The sequence below is a fragment of the Ornithinicoccus halotolerans genome (assembly GCF_009602535.1).
GTDB lineage: Bacteria > Actinomycetota > Actinomycetes > Actinomycetales > Dermatophilaceae > Ornithinicoccus > Ornithinicoccus halotolerans.
This window is the reverse complement of the sequence record NZ_WIQI01000017.1, coordinates 1-18639: the sequence shown is the minus strand read 5'-3', so window position 1 is coordinate 18639 and position 18639 is coordinate 1. Positions and strand designations below refer to the sequence as shown.

The window sequence follows — 18639 nt, the reverse complement described above, 5'->3', positions numbered from 1 at the left end:
GGCTCACTCCGGTCCCGACAAGGCCACCAGCCGCGCTCAAGCCCCGCGCGTGGCGACCGGCTACGCCGATTTCGGGGCGTCGTCGGGGGTGCCACGAGCAACAAACGTTCTCCATACTCCTTGCCAATTGACATGGCGATGCAGATCATTAACGATCTGGCGCGGGTGGTGCGGATCCTGTCCTGGCTCCGTGGCGGCCCAACGCCGTGGAGATCGCCTGCCGATTCCCCTACATTCGTTGCAAGGAAGGTGCTATGAAGATCACCGGAGTCTCCGCCGCTGGGCTCAGCGGTGCCACCCCGCCCGGTGGCTGGGAGAACGAGCTCAACCCCGAGGACGACGTCCACACGCTGATAGCGGTGCACACCGACGAGGGCCAGGTGGGACTCGGGAGTGTGTTCACCAGCTCGGCGCTCGTGCGCGGATCACTGGAAGTCCTCAGGCCGCTCCTCCTCGGCGCCAGCGCCGTGCAACCGGAGCGTGTCTGCGAGGACCTGCATCGCGCGACCTTCTGGATGGGGCGGGGCGGAGCCATCACGCACACCATCTCCGGAGTCGACCAAGCGCTGTGGGACCTGATGGGCAAGATCGCTGGGCTACCGGTGTCCTGCCTGCTGGGCGGCCGACGCCGGGAACGGGTACGCCCCTACGCCTCACTGCTGATGGACGAGCCCGAGCCGATGTGCGACCAGCTCCGAGAGCTGCTGGCCAAGGGCTTCCGCTCCTTCAAGATCGGTTGGGGGCCCTTCGGTCGGCGCTCTGCAGGACTCGACCGGGCTATCGTCGCCGCGGCCCGCGAGACGGTCGGTGCCGAGTGCGAGCTGATGGTCGACGCAGGAGCCAGCGACAGCCACTGGCCCCACGGCTACAAGTGGGCACTGTCCACGGCTCGGATGCTGGCCGAGTACGACGTCGCCTGGTTCGAAGAACCCCTGCGGCCCGACTGCATCGAGGACTACGTCCTGCTGCGTCAGCACTCGGCCGTGCCCATCAGCGGCGGCGAGGTCCTGACCCGGCGGCAGTCCTTCGGCCCGTGGATCAGTCACGGTGCCGTGGACGTCATCCAGCCGGACGTCACGAAGTGCGGAGGCATCTCCGAGATCCACAAGATCGCATGGCAGGCCCATGACCGAGGGATACGGCTGATCCCGCACGGCTGGAACACCGCCGTCGGGCTGGCTGCGGACCTGCAGCTCGCCGCCGCGTTGCCCGACACGGACCGGGTGGAGTACGTCACTGGCTCGCCCTATGTCGATGACCTCGCCGGCGACCGGTGGCACCTCGACGACGAGGGAACCCTGGAGATACCGGACGCGCCCGGGCTGGGCATCGAGCTCGACAGCGACGCCCTGGCTGCGCTAGCGGACAACCCCGCGCTCCTGACCAGGAGCTAACCGCGCCGGCTCCAGCCGCGCGTACCACGGCTCTCGGGGGTCAGCGGTGCTGGGTCAGGCTCGCTCAGCATCCCAGGCGCGGCTTCGGCGGTGGGTTCCCCGTTCCTGGAGCCGGAACTTCTCGACCTTTTCGGTCGGGGTCTTGGGCAAGGCGTCGACGAAGTCGATGTAGCGAGGCGCCATGGAGGCCGGGCCGTGGGCAAGGCTGTGCCGGTGCAGTTCCTCGGCGTTCACCTGGGCCCCCGGTCTGCGGACGACGAACACCATCACCTCCTCCTCGGTGAGCTCACTGGGAACGCCTACCGCAGCTGCCTCCAGCACCCCGGGGTGGGACTCCACGAGCTGCTCGACCTCGAAGGCGGAGATGTTCTCGCCGCGTCGGCGGATGGAGTCGCTGAGCCGGCCCCGGAAGGTGAGGTAGCCGTCCTGGTCTAGCTCCCCGACGTCCCCGGTGCGCACCCAGCCGTCCTCGACCGTCCCCTGCGTCGCCTCCGGCATGCCGAAGTAGCCGTTCATCACCAGGCCGGGCTCACGCCCACGGACCAGAATCTCTCCCACTCCTGCCGGGTCCCCTGGACGGTTGCGGGTCACGTCGATGCGGACCTCGAACTCCTCGATCACGCGCCCGGCGGCACCGGGTCGTCGCGGTCCCGCGACCGGCTCGTAGACCGGGACACCGCCATCGGTCAGCCCGTAGACCTGCCGCAGCGGTATACCGAAGCGCTCCTGGAATTCCGGAGCCCACTCCGGCAGGGGGACCCCCCAAGCCAGCCGTACCCGGTGGTCCCGGTCTCGCTCGGTCGGTGGCTGCTTCCACAGGATGCTGAGTGTGGCGCCCATGAAGTTGAACACGGTGGCGTCGAAGGCGCGCACCTCGTCCCAGAACCGGGAGGCGCTGAAACGGGTGCTCAGGGCTGCGGTAGCACGCCGGGACAGCGCAGCCGAGACGGTCAGGGTCGCCGCGTCGATGTGGAAGAGCGGGAACGGGCAGTACAGGACATCGTCTGCCGTGATCCTCAGGTACTTCGCGTGCAGCTCACCCTGCCGCCGCAGGTAGCGATGGGACAGCTCACAGGCCTTGCTGGGACCGGTGGTTCCCGAGGTGAACAGCAACGTGCCGGTCGCCATCTCCGCCACCGAGGTGAGCACGGAGGCAGTCGGCATCGTCGCGCTCCCGGGTTGTGCGTCGATCTCGGCCGCCATCTCCGCCCCAGGGACCAGCGAGGTCGCGAAGCCGGCCCTTTCGAGCGCCTCCGCCGCGGTGAGGAGAAACCGGTCATCGACGACGACCACGCGTGGGCGGGCGACCGTGAGGGCGTGGGCGAGGTGGTCGCCGACCAGACTTGTGTTCAGCGGGGCGTGAACGGCACCGGTCACGCTGATTCCCATCCACAACGCGACCTGCTCTGCGCTGTTGGTCATCATCAGTGCCACCGTGTCCCCACGGCCAATCCCCCGCTGGCGCAGCCGTCGGGCATAGCCGACCGCTCGCTGCCAGCACTCGGCATAGGTCATGGCCTCGCGCTCGGTCCGGACGAAGACCCGCTGCGGACTTTCGGCGGCGGCCGCCTGGAGGCAGGACGCGAGCGTCATCTCACCCGTCCTGCGAGGCCTCGAGGGCCGGGCCGAAGAGGCGCTGGGCGTTGCTGCAGAAGAGGGCCTCCAGCGCGTCGGCAGGCAGGCCCGAGGCCCGCCACTCGGCGATCGCCCGGGCAGGCTCCATCATCGGCCAGTCACTGCCGTAGAGGACCTGCTCGCGCAGCAGGGTGGGCATCATGGCGAACATGGCGTCCCAGCCGGTGCCCGCCCTGGCGACGTACTTCGGGGCCAGCGCGCCGAACTCGAGGTAGACGGTGGGATGACGCCTGGCTACAGCGGCGTACTCGGTGGCCCACGGCCAGCCCGCGTGACACGCGATCAGCTTCAGGTCAGGGAAGTCGCAGGCCACCTGGTCGAGGAGCTCCGGCTTCTCGTGGCGCAACGGGTGCATCCGGCTATAGGTGATGCCGGTGTGCACGGCGACGACCAGCCCCATCTCCTCCGCCCGCGCGTACAGCGGGTAGAGCCGTCGGTCGTCGATGTCCAGGCCGAAGAAGGCCGGCTGGAAGGAGACCCCCACGTGCCCGAGCTCTGCGGCACGGACGACCTGCCGTGCCATCTCTGTCGGATACGGCGTGCCGACATCCACACACCCGATGCCGATGAACCGGTCAGGATGACGCCCGACCACCGCGGCCAGTGCCTGGTTCAGGACGTCCGCGTCTTCGCCGCCCTCGGACTCCGCATGCATCACCGCGCGCCCGATCCCCTGGTCGTCCAGGGCTGCGAGGAGACCGCGAAGTGTGCCCGAGTTCATCTTCTCGGTGAGGTCCAGAACCTTGTCGTACTGCTCGGTCTGCCGCTTCGGCGCCTCATAACTCCCGCGAGGTCGCTGGTCCTGGGGCAACCGGACGCGGGCGTCGATGATGGTCACACTGTCTCCTCGGGTGCTCGATATGGTGCGCACGGCCCTGTCGTGCCCCACGATGCACCGCGGCCCCGCAGTCGTCGACTCATCCCGCCGGTAACTTCGGGAGCGCTCACAACGACTCCACTCATCGACTGCTGACTGAGGACGCGGCGAAGTCCGCGAGGTCGTCGTTGCAGTCGTTCACGCCTGCTTCGGCGGCATCGATGTCCTGCGGGAGGAGCGCGGTGCGGATTCCTCGCTCTTCATCGGTCACCACCGCGAAAGACAACACGGGCGTGACGGGCAACCACCTCGCGCTGCGGGCAGCCAAGCGGGGTGACCTGAACGCGCCTGAGCGCAGACCGAGGCCAGGGCATTCACGACGTCCCGCCGAGACCTGAGGCGAAGATTCACCCGCGGTCTCTACGGCCGTCGCCGTTGCCTAGACATATGCGGCGGTTGTGGCGCCCATCTCGGCCTGCCACGTCTGTTCCTGACCGCTCACACGCTGCTACGGTCAGTTTCGGAGAGGGCCACCCATCATGAGGACCGGGCACAGGGAACCCCGCACTCGTGTGTTCGCCACGGGGACGAGCAGCGGCTGCCGGGCGCCGTTGCGCTGTCTTCGCTGTCACCCTGCCGTTGGCTGCGCGGCGGCTCGCTCGCGGGTCCGATGATCCAGGTGGTGTCGGTCCACTCCTTCCGGGGCGGCACCGGCAAGTCCAACCTGACGGCGAACCTTGCCGTCCTCCTCGCCCGGCGCGGGTATGCCGTCGGCGTCGTCGACACCGACCTCGCCTCCCCCGGCATCCACGTCCTCTTCGGCCTCGACGGCGAGCACGTCGACGCCGCCCTCAACGACTACCTGTTCGGGCAGTGCGCCATCACCGACGTCGCCCGGCGAGTCACCGCTGGCGACGGGCCGGGCCGGCTGTACCTCATCCCGGCCAGTGTCCGTGCCGGGGAGATCACCCGCATCCTCCGCGAGGGGTATGACGCTCAACTCCTCGTGCGTGGCCTTCGGGACGTCATCGCGGCCCTGGGCCTGCACCTGCTGCTGATCGACACCCACCCCGGGCTCGGCGAGGAGACCCTGCTCAGCCTGGCGATCAGCGACACCGTGCTCACCGTGTTACGGCCCGACCGACAGGACTACGAGGGCACAGCCGTGCTCCAGGAGGTCGCCGCTGGCCTCGGCGTGCGCCGCCAGGGACTCGTGGTCAACAAGGTCCCCCCGATCCTTGACGCCGACCAGGTGCGCGACCGGGTCCGGACCGCGTACGGCTCACCGGTGGTGGGGGTGCTCCGTCACGACGACGACGTGATGGCGCTGGCCAGCGGTGCGGTGTTCGCCCTACGACACCCCGAGCACCAGTTCACCGGGTCACTGGCCGAACCTACCGACTGGCTCCTGTCGGGGGTGGGTCGGTGACTGCGACCGACCCGCTGCGACCGGAAGAGGTCCTCGGCGGCCTGACCGGCCGCCGGGTCAGCTCGGCTCTGTACGCCGTCCAGAGTCGAGCCGGTCTGCTCGCACTCGCCGACCGGCACGTGGCGGCCCCTCCCGTCTGCGAGGGCATGGTGGCCACCGCCGAGCGCGACTACCTCGCCGCACTGCGGGCCGGGAACCACCTTCCCGAGCCGCCGCGGATTCAGCACCTCGAGCGCTCCGCCCCTGCGTGGGCGCGCTTGGTGCCCCGCTCCCCGTCAGTCCGGGCCGGGTTGGCGCACGCGCTCGCCACGAGATACCGGGCCAGGGCGAGCGACGTGCCCCGGCTGCGGGCTGCCATCGGGTTCGCCGAGCCGTCCGTCGTGGCGGAGCACGCCCGCCGCTTCGGCACCGAGCCCGACGCACTGTGGGCCACGGACCTCTCCTCGCGGGAGCGGCTCCGCTGGCGGACCGCTCAGCTCGCCGACCGGCTGACGGACCTCCCGCCGTTCTGGTCGGCGTTCGCACTGACCCTTACCCAGACCGTCGGCGCCGGTATCCTCGCGCTGCCGATCGCCATGGCGGGTGTCGGCCCGCTCCCCGGGCTTGTCCTGCTCGTCGCGCTGGGGCTCGTCAACGTCCTGACCGTGACAGCGATCGCCGAGTCGGTAGCCCGCACCGGCACGGTGCGCTGGACCGGCGCGTACCTGGGCGGCGCCGTGCGCCAGCACCTCGGTCGGTTCGCGTCGGGCGTCACCGCACTCGCCCTCGTGGCCTTCGCAGTGGCCAGCCTCACCGCGTACTACATCGGCCTGGCGGACACGCTGCAGCGTTCGCTCGGCCTGCCGCCCGCCGTATGGGTGGCCGTCCTCTTCACGATCACTGTGGCGTTCGTCTGGCGGGGCCGGATGGGTGCCACCATCACCTCCGCCCTCCTCGTGGGGGCGCTCAATCTGCTCATCATCACGCTGCTCACCGTCGCCGCGCTGACCGCACTCCGGCCCGGTCGGCTCACCAGCGCGACCTGGCCGCTGCCGTGGGACAGCGGGTTCGACAGCTCGGTCCTCGGACTGATCTTCGGCGTCGTCCTGATGGCGTACTTCGGGCACACGGCGGTCGCCGCCGGCGCCCCTGACATCCTGCGCCGGGACCCGAGCGGGCGGTCCCTCGTCCGCGGCACGGCCGTCGCCATGCTCGTCGTCATCGCGGTGTATGCCGTCTGGTCGGTGGCAGTGGCCGGCGCCGTGGACGGGGACCGGCTGCACCGTGAGACGGGCACGGCCCTGACGCCACTCGCCGAGGCCGTCGGGCCGGTGGTGCTCGGGCTGGGGTCCGTCTTCGTGGTCACCGCCATGGGGATGGCCGCGGTCCACTCCTCGGTGGGGCTGCACGCGCAGGCCCGCGAGCTGCTGCGGGGTCGTGGCGGGCGGGCACTCGCGCTGTTGCCGCTGCTGATGGTGTTCCTCCTGGTCGAGCTGCTGGTCGTCACCGGACGGGCCGACTTCACGGCAGTGCTCGGCCTGGTCGGCACGGTGGCGATCCCGGTGGTGGGCGGGGTCGTGCCGGTCCTGCTGCTGGCCGCGACACGGCGCCGCGGTGACTACGTCCCGCGAGCCGGCCTCGGCTGGGCAGCCGCGGTTCCCGTGCTGGCCGCCGTCTACCTGCTGTTCGTCGCGGCGGTGGCCGCCCACGGCGCCGTGATCTGGACCGGGCCCGCCGAGCGGATGCTCGCGGCTGCGACCGTCACCATCGTCCTCGGCCTCACCGTGGTGGTGTTCCGCTCTGGCGCGTTCCGCCCCCTCGCCACCCTGGAGCTGCGACGCGACCAGGAGCTGGCCCTCGACACCGTGCAGCTCACCGTCGCCGGCCGCCCGGGGCGCGCCGAGGTGAAGGCGGCAACGCCTTCCGGCCTGGTCCAGCGCACCCTGGACGGTGTCCTCGACCTGCCCGAGCGCACGCGGGTGGCGCAGCTGCGCGACATCCCGGCCGGCACGGCGGCCCTGCGGGTGTGGGCCCACGAGGTCGACCCGTGGGGTGTCTCAAGGCCTGCCGACCCCCGCGTGTCGGTGCAGGGCCGACCGGTCGAGCTGCGCGAGGGCACGACGAGCATCCGACTCGTCGACGGGTCTCCGCTCACCGTCAACGTCGAGCCGGGTGCTCCGTCGGGGAGCCAGCGGTGAGCGCGCGTGTCCTGGTCGTCGACGACAACCCGCTCGACCGGGCGGTGGCCTGCCGGGCGGTCGCGGCGCTCGGCCACCACCCGGAGCCGGCAGCGAACGGTACTGAGGCACTGGGGCGGCTGGCTCGTGACCCTCACTACGACGTCGTGCTGCTCGACCTGCTGATGCCGGGCACCGACGGGTTCGGCGTGCTCGAGGCGATGAAGGCCGACCCTGGCCTGACCCACCTGCCGGTCATCGTCGTCTCGGCCGCCGACGAGCTGGACGACGTGGTCCACTCGATCGGGCTGGGCGCCACCGACCACCTGACCAAGCCGCTGCAGGCTCCGCTGCTCGCCGCCCGGCTGCGGGCGTCGCTGGCTCAGAAGCGGCTGCGGGACGTCGAGCTGGACCACCTTCGCCAGGTCGACCGGGTGATCGCCGCCGCGGTCGCGCTGCAGGAGGGCGCCTATGACACCTCCGGGCTGGATCCGGTCGCCTCCCGGCACGACAGCCTGGGCACCCTGGCCCGCGTCTTCCGCGACATGGTCACCCAGGTCCGCGCCCGCGAGGAGGGCCTTCGCCGACAGCTGGCGGAGCTGCGGATCGAGATCGACCGGGGCCAGCTGAGCAGCCGGGTGGCCGAAGTCACCGACACCGAGCACTACCGCACCCTGGCGGCACGGGCTGACGGCCTGCGCCGCATCATCACCGAGGGCGGTGACGATGACTGAGCGAGAGGACTCCTGGGGCGTCACGGTGCGCTCCGACCTGCTGGCGCTGATGGCCGTCGCCGGCGTGCTGTGGGGCGGGCTGTACGTCCTGGCCGGCACTCCCGTCACCGCGATCTACCCCTGGGCGTTCTCGACGCTGTCGTTGGTCAACTGGTGGCTGCACCACCGGCGCGGCCTCACCAGGGCCTTGGACGCGCAGCTGGTGATCAGCGTGGTGGCCCCCTTCCTGGTCATGCTGCACCTTGGCGGTCTGCAGAGCTCGGGCGGCGTGGTCCTGTGGGCGCTGATGCCCTCGATCGCCGCGCTGCTCACCTACGGAGTTCGGGCGGCCCGGTGGTGGTTCGCCGGGTATGCCGGGCTGCTCCTCGTCGGTGTCCTCGCCGAGAACAGGCTCGAGCCGTGGGGCGAGCCGCTGTCGGCGGGCTGGGTAACGGGCTTCTGGTTCGGCAACCTGCTCGGGGTGACCCTGGCGGCGTGGCTGGTCATCGCGCGGGACACCGTCCAGCGCGCACGCCTGGTGGAGACCGAGCGACAGGCTCGGCTGCTCGCCGAGGACGCTACCCGCGCCAAGAGCGAGTTCCTGGCCAACATGAGCCACGAGCTGCGCACGCCGATGAACGCCGTCATCGGGATGAACGGGCTGCTTGCGTCCACCGAGCTCGACCCCGAGCAGGAGGAGTACGTCACCGCGATCCGCACCAGCGCGGAGGTCCTGTTGACGACGATCAACGACGTCCTGGACTTCTCCAAGATGGAGGCCGGGCGGTTCGAGATCGACCCGAGGACCACTGACCTCCGCGCACTGGTCGAGTCGACCCTGGACGTCATCACCCCGCTTGCCTCCCAGAAGCGGATCGATCTCGTCTACGACGTCGCCCAGGACGTCCCGCGCTCGATCACCACCGACGGGCACCGGCTCCGCCAGGTCCTGGTCAATCTGCTCACCAACGCCGTCAAGTTCACCGAGACCGGAGAGGTGGCGCTCACGGTGAGGTGCGACACTCTGGACGACGGCACCGGCGCGATCGCCTTCCAGGTACGTGACACCGGCATCGGGATCCCGGCCCGCGCGCTGGACAGCCTGTTCGAGTCCTTTCAGCAGGTCGACCCCTCGACCAGCCGGCGGTACGGCGGCACCGGGCTGGGTCTGGCGATCAGCCGGAACCTCACTGAGCTCCTCGGCGGCTCCATCTCGGTGACGAGCACCCCAGGAGAGGGTTCGTGCTTCACGGTGTGCATCCCGTCCCGCGACGCGGTGGCGCCCGCGTCCGCCGAGCTCGACCCGGGCGCGCACCTGGCGGGACGCGTCATGCTCGTCGTGCTGGACAACCCCACCGACCAGCACCTGCTCGAGAACTTCGGGCGAGGCTGGTCGATGGACGTCGTCTGCGTCGAGTCGATGCGGGAGGCGCTGGAAGCGGTCGAACACCATCGGATCGACATCGTGCTCATCGACCACCAGCGCATGCGCGGTGACGCCACGGGGCTGGCGCAGCGGCTGTCCTCCGGCCGTCGCACCAAGGACACGCCCCTGGTGCTGATCTCGTCGGTGGCGAGCCGCACGTTGATCGAGGGCACACCGTTCGGCGACCTGCTCACCCGGCCCCTCAAGCAGTCCTCGGTCCATGACGTGCTGATGAGCCGGCTGACACACCGCAGCCGGCACGTCTCCCGGCACACCGCGGGCCAGCTGGACACCACGATGGGCCAGCGGCAGCCGCTACGGATCCTCGTCGCCGAGGACAACGCCACCAACCAGCGGCTCATGCTGCGCCTACTGGAGCGTCTCGGGTATGCCGCCGAGCTCGCGAGCGACGGCGTCGCAGTGATGGAGGTGGTCGCCCGGACGGAGTTCGACGTCATCCTGATGGACGTGCAGATGCCTCGGATGCATGGGCTGGAGGCGGCCCGGATGATCCGGTCCCGCGTCGGCCACCAGCCCTGGATCGCCGCCGTCACCGCCAACGCCACGACGGAGGACCAGCAGGCGGCGGCCGAGGCGGGAATGCAGGGCTACGTCACCAAGCCGATCCGGGTCGAGGAGCTGACCGCGGCGCTGGACCAGGCGTGGGCGTGGTTGCATGACGGGCCTGCCCAGGTAGGGCGGGCCGCGACGGCACCCAGTGCCAGTGACCACGTCGCCGCCGACCCCCCCGCCGGCGCGATCGACCGTGCGGCGCTTCGCCGCCTCAGCGAGCTCACCGGGGACGAGTCCTTCACTGCCAGTCTGCTGGCTGAGTTCAGCGCGGAGATGTCCCGGCTGCTGGCGGCCATCCGGCAGACCGCCGGCACCGACGACGACGCCCTGCGTCGTCACGCGCACAGCCTCAAGTCCAGTGCGGCGACCGTAGGCGCGGTCGACCTGTCGGCCGCGGCGGCCCGCCTCGAGCAGCTCGCCCGAGCGCGACGCACCGCCAGCCTGGAGGTGGAGCTCACCGAGCTGGACCGGCTGGCCGAGGCGACCCGGCGCGGCGTGGCGGAGCTGACCCGGGAGGGAACCGGGTGACCAGGCCGCAGGAAGGGGCGACGGTGCTCGTCGTGGACGACACCCTGCTCAACAGGGTCGCCCTGGTGAAAGGCGTGGAGCACCTCGGGCACCACGTGCTGCAAGCCGCGGACGGCGCGGAGGCGCTGGAGACGTTGGGCGCCGAGCGCGTCGACATGGTGCTCCTCGACCTGCTCATGCCAGGCGTCGACGGCTTCGAAGTCCTGCGGCAGGTGGGGGCCGACCCCGAGCTGCGCGGGACCCCGGTACTGGTGATCTCGGCGATCGAGGAGACCGAGGACATCGCCCGGGCCATCGAGCTGGGCGCGATCGACGTGCTGCCCAAGCCGTTCGACCCCGTGCTGTTGCGGGTCCGGCTGCGGGTCGCCCTCGAGCAGGCCCGACTCCGCCGGATGGAGCAGGAGTACCTGCGCCAGGAGCTGGCGCTGCGCCAGCAGGAGCGGCTGGCCACGCTCGGGCGGCTCAGCGCCGGCTTGGGCCACGAACTGAACAACCCGGCCGGTGCGGCCCTCAGCGCCGCGCGTCAGCTGCGCGAGCAGCTGGCCGAAGTGGAAGGACTGTTGCCCCGGCTCGTCCGGATGCCAGAGGGGCCAGCCGCCGTGGCGGCGGTGGACGACCTGATCGCCGTCAGCGCCTCCGGCACCGACCCGGTCGACCCCGACCCCGACCCCGCCGAGGCGATCGAACGGCTGCTCGAGGCGGCGGGCGTCGAGGGCGCGTGGAACATCGCCCCCGAGCTGGCGGCATACGGCATCACCTCCACCGAGCTGGAGCCCCGGCTCACCGCCCTGGGCGATGCCACGGCGCCCGCGGTGGGGTGGCTGCACGCCCGGATCCGGGTGCGGCGCCTGGTCGAGCACATCACCCGCAGCACCATGCGGATGTCCGAGCTCATCGGGGCACTGCGGGGGTACAGCAACCTCGATCGTGCCCCGCGGTTGGGCGTCGACGTCCGTCAGGGACTGGACGAGACGCTGACCATCCTGGGCCACAAGATCCCCGACGGAGTGGAGGTGGTGCGGGACTTCGCCCAGGTACCCCCAATCCAGGCGTTCGGCGCCGAGCTCAACCAGGTCTGGACGAACCTGGTCGACAACGCGGTCGACGCGGTCGGCAAGCAGGGGCGGGTGGTTCTTCGCGCCCGGCCCGGGGCGGACGGTGGGGTGGTCGTCGAGGTGGAGGACGACGGCCCGGGGGTTCCGGAGGATCTGGCCGGGGAGGTCTTCGACGCGTTCGTGACCACCAAGCCGCCCGGCGAGGGCACCGGCTTGGGGCTCAACATTGCCCACCAGATCGTGACCACCGCCCACGGCGGCCGGATCTCCGTCGAGTCAGCTCCGGGCCGGACGGTCTTCCGGGTGGAGCTGCCGCCCGTGGCCGCCCCCTCCGGCACCGCCGACGACCCCGACCCCCGGGGAGGAACACCATGAGCCACCACACCGCCGAGCGCGCCCAGCCCGCCGCGATCCTCGTCGTCGATGACGACGAGCAGGTGCTGGATGCCGTGGTGAGCGACGTGCGCCGCCGGTACGGCGCGACCTACCGCGTCCTCGCGTCCTCCTCCGCTGCCCATGCCCTGGCCCAGGCCGAGCGGCTCACCCGGCGGGGAGCCCCGGTGGCGCTGGTGGTCACCGATCAGCGGATGCCCGGGATGACCGGGACCGAGCTGCTCGTCCAGCTGAAGAGCCTCCAGCCACACCTGAAGTCCGTGCTGCTCACCGCCTACGCGGACACCGACGCGGCCATCGCTGCGATCAACGACGTGTCGCTGGACCAGTACGTCATGAAGCCGTGGGACCCACCCGAGGAGCACCTGTTCCCGGTGCTCGACGAACTGCTGGAGGAGTGGACCGCGACCCGACCACGGCGGGAGGCTGGACTACGAGCGGTGGGTGAGCGGTGGTCGGCCTCCTCGCACCGGATGCGGGACTTCCTCGCCCGCAACCAGGTGCCGTTCCGGTGGATCGACGTCGACCACCCCGATGCGGCCCCGTTGGTGACTGCCGCCGGGAAGGGCGCCCGGCTGCCCCTGCTGCTGCTCGAGGACGGCCGCGTGCTCACCGACCCGGAGCCCGCCCAGGTGAGCGAGGTCCTGGGGCTGTCGTCCCGGCCGGAGGTCGACTTCTGCGACCTGGTGGTCATCGGCGCCGGCCCCGCCGGCCTGGCAGCGGCGGTCTACGCGGCCTCCGAGGGGCTGAGCACGGTGGTCGTCGAGGCAGAGGCGCCGGGCGGCCAGGCCGGTGCCAGCAGCCGGATCGAGAACTACCTCGGTTTTCCCGCGGGAGTGTCCGGCTCCGAGCTGTCCCGCCGCGCGCTGGCGCAGGCCCGACGCTTCGGGGCCGGCGTCATTAGCCCGCACCGCGTGGTCACGCTGCGAGCCGAGGACCCCTACCGGGTGGTACGGCTCGACGACGGCAACGAGCTGCACTGCACCAGTGCCATCATCGCCACCGGAGTGCAGTACCGGCAGCTGGAGGCCCCCGGCGTCGCCGACCTGACCGGCCGGGGGGTCTACTACGGTGCCGCCTCCACGGAGGCCGCCGCCATGGCCGGCGGCCGGGTGGTCATCGTGGGCGGGGCCAACTCTGCCGGGCAGGCGGCGCTGAACCTCGCGCGGTTTGCCGAGGAGGTGGTGGTGGTGATCCGGGGCGCTGGTCTGCGCGAGCGGATGTCGAGCTACCTGTGTGACCGGATCGAGGCCAGCGACAACATCACGGTGCGCACCGGCGCGCGGGTGGCGGAGGTGACCGGGACTCACCGGCTGGAGACCGTCCTCGTCGAGGGGCCGGACCGGACGGAACCACTGTCCGCCCACGGCATGTTCATCTTCATCGGCGGCCGGCCGCTGACCTCCTGGCTCGGCCAGTCGGTCGCCACCGACCGGGACGGCTTCGTCCTCACCGGAGCTCGGCTGCGGCCGGACCGGTGGGGCCTGGAACGGGACCCGTTCCTGCTGGAGACCAGCCTGCCCGGGGTGTTCGCCGTCGGTGACGTCCGCGCTGCCTCGGTCAAGCGAGTCGCCTCGGCGGTCGGCGAAGGGTCGGTCGCTGTGCAGTTCGTGCACCAGGTGCTCGCCGGCCTCTAGCCCGCCGCCGGGGCCGGCCCCTCCGCATGGGCGTCTGCGCACTGCAGCCCGTCGCGTCCCCGTGGGGTCGACCAGGAGAACGGCCTTGACGCAGCGAGGGTAGACCTCTAACGTACAATATCTACTTCGTTAGAATCGGAGGCGGGCCATGCGCATGGAGGCCAGTGTCGGGACAACACCGACCCCGTTCGAGCGGCGACCTCGGGTGGTCCATGAGGCGGCACCGGTGGATCTGGCCGCTGCCGAGCAGGGCGCGGCCGACATGCTCAGCGCCCTGGGCGTGCCCGTCGCCAGCACCCAGCTGGCCGGTACCCCCCGGCGCATGGCGCAGGCCTACGCGGAGATGCTGAGCGTCGGCTCCTTCGACTTCACGACCTTCCCCAACACCGAGCGCTACGACGAGCTCGTGCTCGTCGAGGACCTACCGGTCCACTCGGTGTGCGAGCACCACATGCTGCCCTTCGTCGGCGTCGCGCACATCGGCTACCTGCCAGGTGACCGGATCCTGGGCCTGTCCAAGTTCGCCCGGGTGGTGTCCTTCTTCAGTCACCGGCCGCAGACCCAGGAGCGGCTGACCACGCAGATCGCCGAGCACCTTCAGCAGCAGCTGTCGCCACGCGGCATCGGGGTCCTGGTCGAGGCCTCACACAGCTGCATGAGCCTGCGCGGCGCCCGCGCGACCGGCGCGCGCACCGTCACCTCGGCGTTGTTCGGTGCACTGCGGGAGAGCCCTTCCTCCCGAGCTGAGTTCCTCACCCTCGCTCGCGCACGCCAGGAGTCCTGATGGACAGGCTCGTGATCGTCGGCGGAGGCCTGGCCGCCGCCAAGGCGGCCGAGGGCCTGCGCGCCCATGGCTTCCAGGGGCATGTCCTGCTCGTCGCCGCCGAGCATCACCTGCCCTACGAGCGACCGCCGCTGTCCAAGGGGCTCCTGCTGGGCACCGACGAGCTCGAGACGGCCTTCCCACATTCACGGAAGTGGTACGGCGAGCACGAGATCGACCTGCGGCTCGGCACGGTCGCCACCGAGATGGACCTGGACACCCACACCGTCACCACCGCCACGGATCGCATCACCTACGACCGACTGTTGATCGCCACCGGCTCCGAGCCACGCCGGCTCGGGATGGCGGACGACAGCGGAGCACCGGTGGCATACCTGCGCACGATCGAGGACAGCCAGCGCCTCAAGGCGGACCTGCGGCCGGGCCGTCGCGTCGCTATCATCGGCGGGGGCTGGATCGGGCTGGAGGTGGCGGCCGCGGCACGCGGCGCGGGGTGTGACGTTGTCGTGCTCGAAGCGCTCGACCTGCCCCTGCTGCGGGTGCTCGGCAGCGAGGTCGCCCAGGTCTTCCGTTCCCTGCACGAGGAGCACGGCGTGACTGTCCGCACCAACGTTGACATCACCTCAGTGACGGCGCAGGAAGGGCGGGCGGTCATCGCGCTCGCCGATGGACGCGCGGTGTCGGCGGACCTGCTCGTCGTCGGCGTGGGCGCCCTGCCCAGCACCGGGCTCGCGGAGCGTGCCGGGCTGGCGACGGACAACGGGATCCTCGTGGACGAGCACCTGCGCGCATCCCACCCGGACGTGTTCGCCGCGGGCGACGTCGCCAACGCCTTCCACCCCGTGCTGCGACGCCACCTTCGTGTCGAGCACTGGGACAACGCGGTCGAGCAGGGACTGACCGCCGCCCGGAACATGCTGGACGCCGGAGAGACCTACGACCGGCTGCCGTACTTCTTCACCGACCAGTACGACCTCGGCGTCGAGTACGTCGGACACGTCGAGCCTGCCGGATACGACGACGTCATCCTCCGCGGGGACGTGCCCGCGCGGCGCTTCACCTCGTTCTGGCTCAAGGACGGAATAGTCCTCGCCGCGATGCATGCCAACGACTGGGCCGAGATCGAACCGATCCGCCGCATTGTGGCGACGGGCCGGGTCGACCTGTCCCGGCTGCGCGATGCCGACACACCACTGGACACGCTCGTCGACACCACTTCGCCGCCTGGCGGTTGAATCTGGTAACAACACTTCGCCGTCCTGCCGCGACTCCACGTCGGTGGCGTCCCCGAATAGTCGCACCTTGTCACTCAGGCACAGCTTGGTAGGTCTCGGCGTTGTTGGTGACACTGTCCGGAGGTTTCCGCGGCACGATGGCGTCACCACGGCCAGGTTCAATCTTCGTGGATGAATGAACGTCCTTCCCGCTGTGAGTCGGCACCCAGGAAGGCGTCAGCCGAGCCACCCCGGCGTCAGTGAGGGTGGCATTTGCTCGAAACTTAATGACAGGGCGTATCGTGCAGCACGACAGCCTCATCTCATGACGAAGGAGTACGAAGTGGCGCAGCGTGTGCAAACCATCCTGGTGGATGACATCGAGGGCACTGAGATCAAAAACGGCGGCGAGACGGTGCAGTTCGCGGTTGACGGCGTGTCCTACGAGATTGACCTGAGCGACAAGAACGCCCAGAAGATGCGCGAGACGCTCAAGTTTTACACCGATCACGGCCGACGTGTCGGTGGTCGGCGCCAGTCCAGCGGTGGCCGCAGCAGCCGTGCCGACAAGGAGCAGCTCAACGCGATCCGGCAGTGGGCGCGAGACAACGGCTACGAGGTGAGCGACCGCGGCCGTATCAAGAAGGAGATCATCGAGGCTTACCACGCGGCGCACTGATCTCACGCCCCAGCCCCTGGCGACGAGGACAGTCGCCAGGGGTTTCGGGGCAGAGAACGTCCTTGTGGTCTCGCCGTCACGCAGCTACGGAAGTCGCTCGGTGCCCACGGATCCCGCCGTCGGCACCAGCCCTGCCCGCGCGGTGGCCCCGGCGGCTGACACCCCGGGCAGCGCCACGTCCACCTCAACCCGCACCACGACCTCCCGTGCTGCGACCACGCAGGAGGCCAGACGGCCCCCGTTGTCCTCGACGACCCGCCGCGCGGTCTGACACGGGCGCCCGTCCCCACCCGGCGCTATCCGCCCAGCCGCAGCCACCGCAGCGAGGTCGGCCGCCGCTCGGGCCCGGTTGCTGGCCAGGTGGGCGGTGCTGACGGTCACGAACATCCCGGTGACCAGCAGCACCACCGCCACACTCACGGCCGCGAAGGCGGTGGCAGCGCCCTGGTCTCGGCGGCCGCTCACCAGCCTTGCCTCACGCCCGGCTCCACCGGCGTGACCGCCCGCGCCCGCGCCCCTTCCAGCCCCGGTAGCAGCCGCGGCCCCGGCGCCGTCACGTGCACCACCACATCTGACCCCGCGTGCTCCAGCCGTACCGTCGACTCTGGTGGCGCCAGCCGCAGCGCCGCCTCGCGCACCTGCGCGGGCTCCTCGCCGCGGGACGCGGCACGCGCAGCCACGCGTGCCGCGTCCACGCAGCGGACCTGGTCTACCGCCAGGCTGAGCCCCGACAGGCAGAGCGCGAGCACCACGAGCAGGGCCGGCAGGACCATGGCCGCCTCAGCCGTGACCGTGCCGCGCTCTGCAGCACGGTGCCCGCGCCGGCTCACAGGACCGCGTCGAGACCCGCGCGGATCACCGAGGTGATCAGCTCCATGATCGGGTTCGACTTCACCACGGTCAGCAGCACCGCCGCGAACGCGCACGCCGCGAGCGTGCAGACCGCGTACTCGGCCGTCGACATGCCCGCCTCCTGGCGAGCGTCCAGCTGCCGGCGCAGCCCCCGGACGAAGATGCGGATCCTCATGTCCCTCTCCCTTCTCGGCAAACGGGCCGGTCGGCCCGTGGCCCCAATCTGGGCCGCGCCGCACCGCGAGAGGAGAGTCGTCGTCGCATCCGTGGACAGCTGACCGGACCCGCTGTCCGTGTGGACAGCGAGCGCTCAGACGTGACGGCGCCGCAGCTGGTAGTGCTGCGAACGGTCATCGAACCGCCACAGCACCGCACGGGCCTGGGGCGGGACGACCGAGGCATGCGGCTCCCCGCCGGTGAACTCCCCGACCGCGGCCATGTCGCGGAACCGCATCGCGGTCAGGAACTCCTCGGCCTGCTCGTCGCCGGACAGCCGCCGCCAGACCTCGAACGACTGCAGTCCCGGCAGGCCCCGGGCCACGATCCCGGGTGCCACGTCCTGGTCGAGCACTCGGTCGTAGGCGTCGGCGTCCTCGGGGCGGGTCCATCCCCGCCAGATCCGCAGGATCGACATGACTCCTCCATTCGACAGGATGCTGTCAATCGTGCCCTAGCATGGACTCCGTGACAAGCCCGATGGAGGCCTACCGGCTGCTGGTGGCGGACGTCTACGAGCTGGCGGGCGTGTCCCGGCGGACAGCCGAGGAGATCGCCCGGCAGCGCGGGCAGACCGTGGCGCGCTGGCACGTGCTCAGCGCCGTGGCCGAGGAGCCCTGCAGCGCGGCCGCCGCGGCACGCCGGCTCGGGTTGGCTCGGCAGAGCGTGCAGCGGGTGGTGGACCAGCTGCAGGAGGAGGGGCTCGTGACGGTGGCGCCGAACCCGCGGGACCGGCGCGCGCCGCTGGTCTCGCCGACCGCCGGGGGACGGCAGGCCCTGGCCGCGCTCGTGGCCGCCTCCGAGGTCCGCCGCGCCGGTGAGCTCCGCGCGAGCGGGCTCGCGGCGGAGGACCTGCTGGCGGCGCGCGAGACGCTGCGGTCCCTCATCTGTGCCCTGCGGCGCTGACTCAGCTGCCCAGCGCTGCACCCAGGATGTCTCCGGCCAGCGCCATCACGACGGGCACGACGGTGGTCAGCAGGAACGCCGGGAGCAGCATGAGGCCGGTCGGCAGCACCAGGCGCACCCCCAGACGTTCGGCGGTGCGCTCGGCATCGGCGAGCTGGTCGCGCCGCCGGTCGGCCGCGGCCTGCTCCACCAGCTCAGCCGGCGGGACGCCCGCGCGGGCCGCGAGCGCCAG

The 18639-nt window shown here is 71.0% G+C and carries 18 protein-coding genes and 1 pseudogene; 11 read left to right on the top strand and 8 right to left on the bottom strand.

The genetic code is table 11. From position 1 onward, the window contains the following. Positions 1–254 precede the first annotated feature (254 nt). Positions 255–1394: a mandelate racemase/muconate lactonizing enzyme family protein gene (locus GFJ45_RS05480; RefSeq protein WP_153394994.1), complete on the top strand. Its 1140-nt coding sequence runs from the start codon at positions 255–257 to the stop codon at positions 1392–1394. Positions 1395–1448: 54 nt separating this feature from the next. Here the strand turns inward: GFJ45_RS05480 and GFJ45_RS05475 are convergent, their stop codons facing one another. The 3 genes from GFJ45_RS05475 to GFJ45_RS16905 form a co-directional block, all read right to left on the bottom strand. Then, positions 1449–2987, bottom strand: a complete 1539-nt coding sequence (locus tag GFJ45_RS05475; protein ID WP_153394992.1) for an AMP-binding protein — start codon at positions 2985–2987, stop codon at positions 1449–1451. 1 nt (position 2988) lies between these two features. Further along, positions 2989–3867 carry an amidohydrolase family protein gene (locus GFJ45_RS05470; RefSeq protein ID WP_153394990.1) on the bottom strand — a complete coding sequence of 293 codons (879 nt, stop codon included), beginning with the start codon at positions 3865–3867 and terminating at the stop codon, positions 2989–2991. Between the two features lie 121 nt (positions 3868–3988). Beyond that, complete coding sequence (locus GFJ45_RS16905; RefSeq protein ID WP_267128846.1) at positions 3989–4117, bottom strand: hypothetical protein; 129 nt, start codon at positions 4115–4117, stop codon at positions 3989–3991. A 399-nt stretch (positions 4118–4516) separates the two neighbouring features. On the opposite strand from GFJ45_RS16905, the gene GFJ45_RS05465 reads away from it, so the two are divergent. The 9 genes from GFJ45_RS05465 (at position 4517) to GFJ45_RS05425 (ending at position 16433) form a co-directional block, all read left to right on the top strand. Continuing rightward, the gene (locus GFJ45_RS05465) at positions 4517–5275 is read left to right on the top strand and encodes a MinD/ParA family ATP-binding protein (protein WP_153394988.1); all 759 of its coding nucleotides are present in this window, start codon (positions 4517–4519) and stop codon (positions 5273–5275) included. Next, a complete protein-coding gene (locus GFJ45_RS05460; protein WP_153394986.1) occupies positions 5272–7452 on the top strand; it encodes an aromatic amino acid transport family protein in 2181 nt (726 codons plus the stop codon). The genes GFJ45_RS05465 and GFJ45_RS05460 overlap by 4 nt, the downstream gene beginning before the upstream one ends. Then, on the top strand, positions 7449–8165 hold the full coding sequence (locus GFJ45_RS16295) for a response regulator (protein WP_194288528.1): 717 nt from the start codon (positions 7449–7451) through the stop codon (positions 8163–8165). The genes GFJ45_RS05460 and GFJ45_RS16295 overlap by 4 nt, the downstream gene beginning before the upstream one ends. Continuing rightward, entirely contained in the window at positions 8158–10671 is a 2514-nt protein-coding gene (locus GFJ45_RS05450) for a response regulator (protein ID WP_153394982.1), read from the top strand. The genes GFJ45_RS16295 and GFJ45_RS05450 overlap by 8 nt, the downstream gene beginning before the upstream one ends. After that, positions 10668–12101, top strand: coding sequence for a sensor histidine kinase (locus GFJ45_RS05445; protein ID WP_153394980.1), 1434 nt, complete (start codon positions 10668–10670; stop codon positions 12099–12101). Before GFJ45_RS05450 ends, GFJ45_RS05445 begins: the two co-directional genes overlap by 4 nt. After that, a complete protein-coding gene (locus tag GFJ45_RS05440) occupies positions 12098–13756 on the top strand; it encodes an FAD-dependent oxidoreductase (protein WP_153394978.1) in 1659 nt (552 codons plus the stop codon). Before GFJ45_RS05445 ends, GFJ45_RS05440 begins: the two co-directional genes overlap by 4 nt. 226 nt (positions 13757–13982) lie before the next feature. Beyond that, positions 13983–14540, top strand: a complete 558-nt coding sequence (gene folE / locus GFJ45_RS05435; RefSeq protein WP_228386547.1) for a GTP cyclohydrolase I — start codon at positions 13983–13985, stop codon at positions 14538–14540. Then, entirely contained in the window at positions 14540–15775 is a 1236-nt protein-coding gene (locus GFJ45_RS05430) for an NAD(P)/FAD-dependent oxidoreductase (RefSeq protein ID WP_153394973.1), read from the top strand. Before folE ends, GFJ45_RS05430 begins: the two co-directional genes overlap by 1 nt. 304 nt (positions 15776–16079) lie before the next feature. Further along, a complete protein-coding gene (locus GFJ45_RS05425) occupies positions 16080–16433 on the top strand; it encodes a histone-like nucleoid-structuring protein Lsr2 (protein WP_456093922.1) in 354 nt (117 codons plus the stop codon). An 84-nt stretch (positions 16434–16517) separates the two neighbouring features. Here GFJ45_RS05425 and GFJ45_RS16290 read toward each other — a convergent pair whose 3' ends face one another. The 4 genes from GFJ45_RS16290 to GFJ45_RS05410 all read right to left on the bottom strand — a co-directional run bounded on the left by GFJ45_RS16290 (position 16518) and on the right by GFJ45_RS05410 (position 17919). Continuing rightward, positions 16518–16898 (bottom strand): Rv3654c family TadE-like protein, encoded by a 381-nt coding sequence (locus GFJ45_RS16290; protein ID WP_194288527.1) that lies wholly within the window; start codon positions 16896–16898, stop codon positions 16518–16520. Then, on the bottom strand, positions 16895–17263 hold the full coding sequence (locus GFJ45_RS16285) for a TadE family type IV pilus minor pilin (protein WP_323368712.1): 369 nt from the start codon (positions 17261–17263) through the stop codon (positions 16895–16897). Before GFJ45_RS16285 ends, GFJ45_RS16290 begins: the two co-directional genes overlap by 4 nt. Beyond that, a complete protein-coding gene (locus GFJ45_RS05415; RefSeq protein ID WP_153394969.1) occupies positions 17260–17460 on the bottom strand; it encodes a DUF4244 domain-containing protein in 201 nt (66 codons plus the stop codon). Before GFJ45_RS05415 ends, GFJ45_RS16285 begins: the two co-directional genes overlap by 4 nt. Positions 17461–17595: 135 nt before the next feature. Then, complete coding sequence (locus GFJ45_RS05410) at positions 17596–17919, bottom strand: antibiotic biosynthesis monooxygenase (RefSeq protein ID WP_153394967.1); 324 nt, start codon at positions 17917–17919, stop codon at positions 17596–17598. A gap of 50 nt (positions 17920–17969) precedes the next feature. Here GFJ45_RS05410 and GFJ45_RS05405 point away from each other — a divergent pair, with 50 nt between their 5' ends. Then, positions 17970–18407, top strand: coding sequence for a MarR family winged helix-turn-helix transcriptional regulator (locus GFJ45_RS05405; RefSeq protein ID WP_228386545.1), 438 nt, complete (start codon positions 17970–17972; stop codon positions 18405–18407). A gap of 1 nt (position 18408) precedes the next feature. Here the strand turns inward: GFJ45_RS05405 and GFJ45_RS16280 are convergent. After that, positions 18409–18639 (bottom strand): annotated as a pseudogene (locus GFJ45_RS16280) (type II secretion system F family protein); the annotation flags it as partial.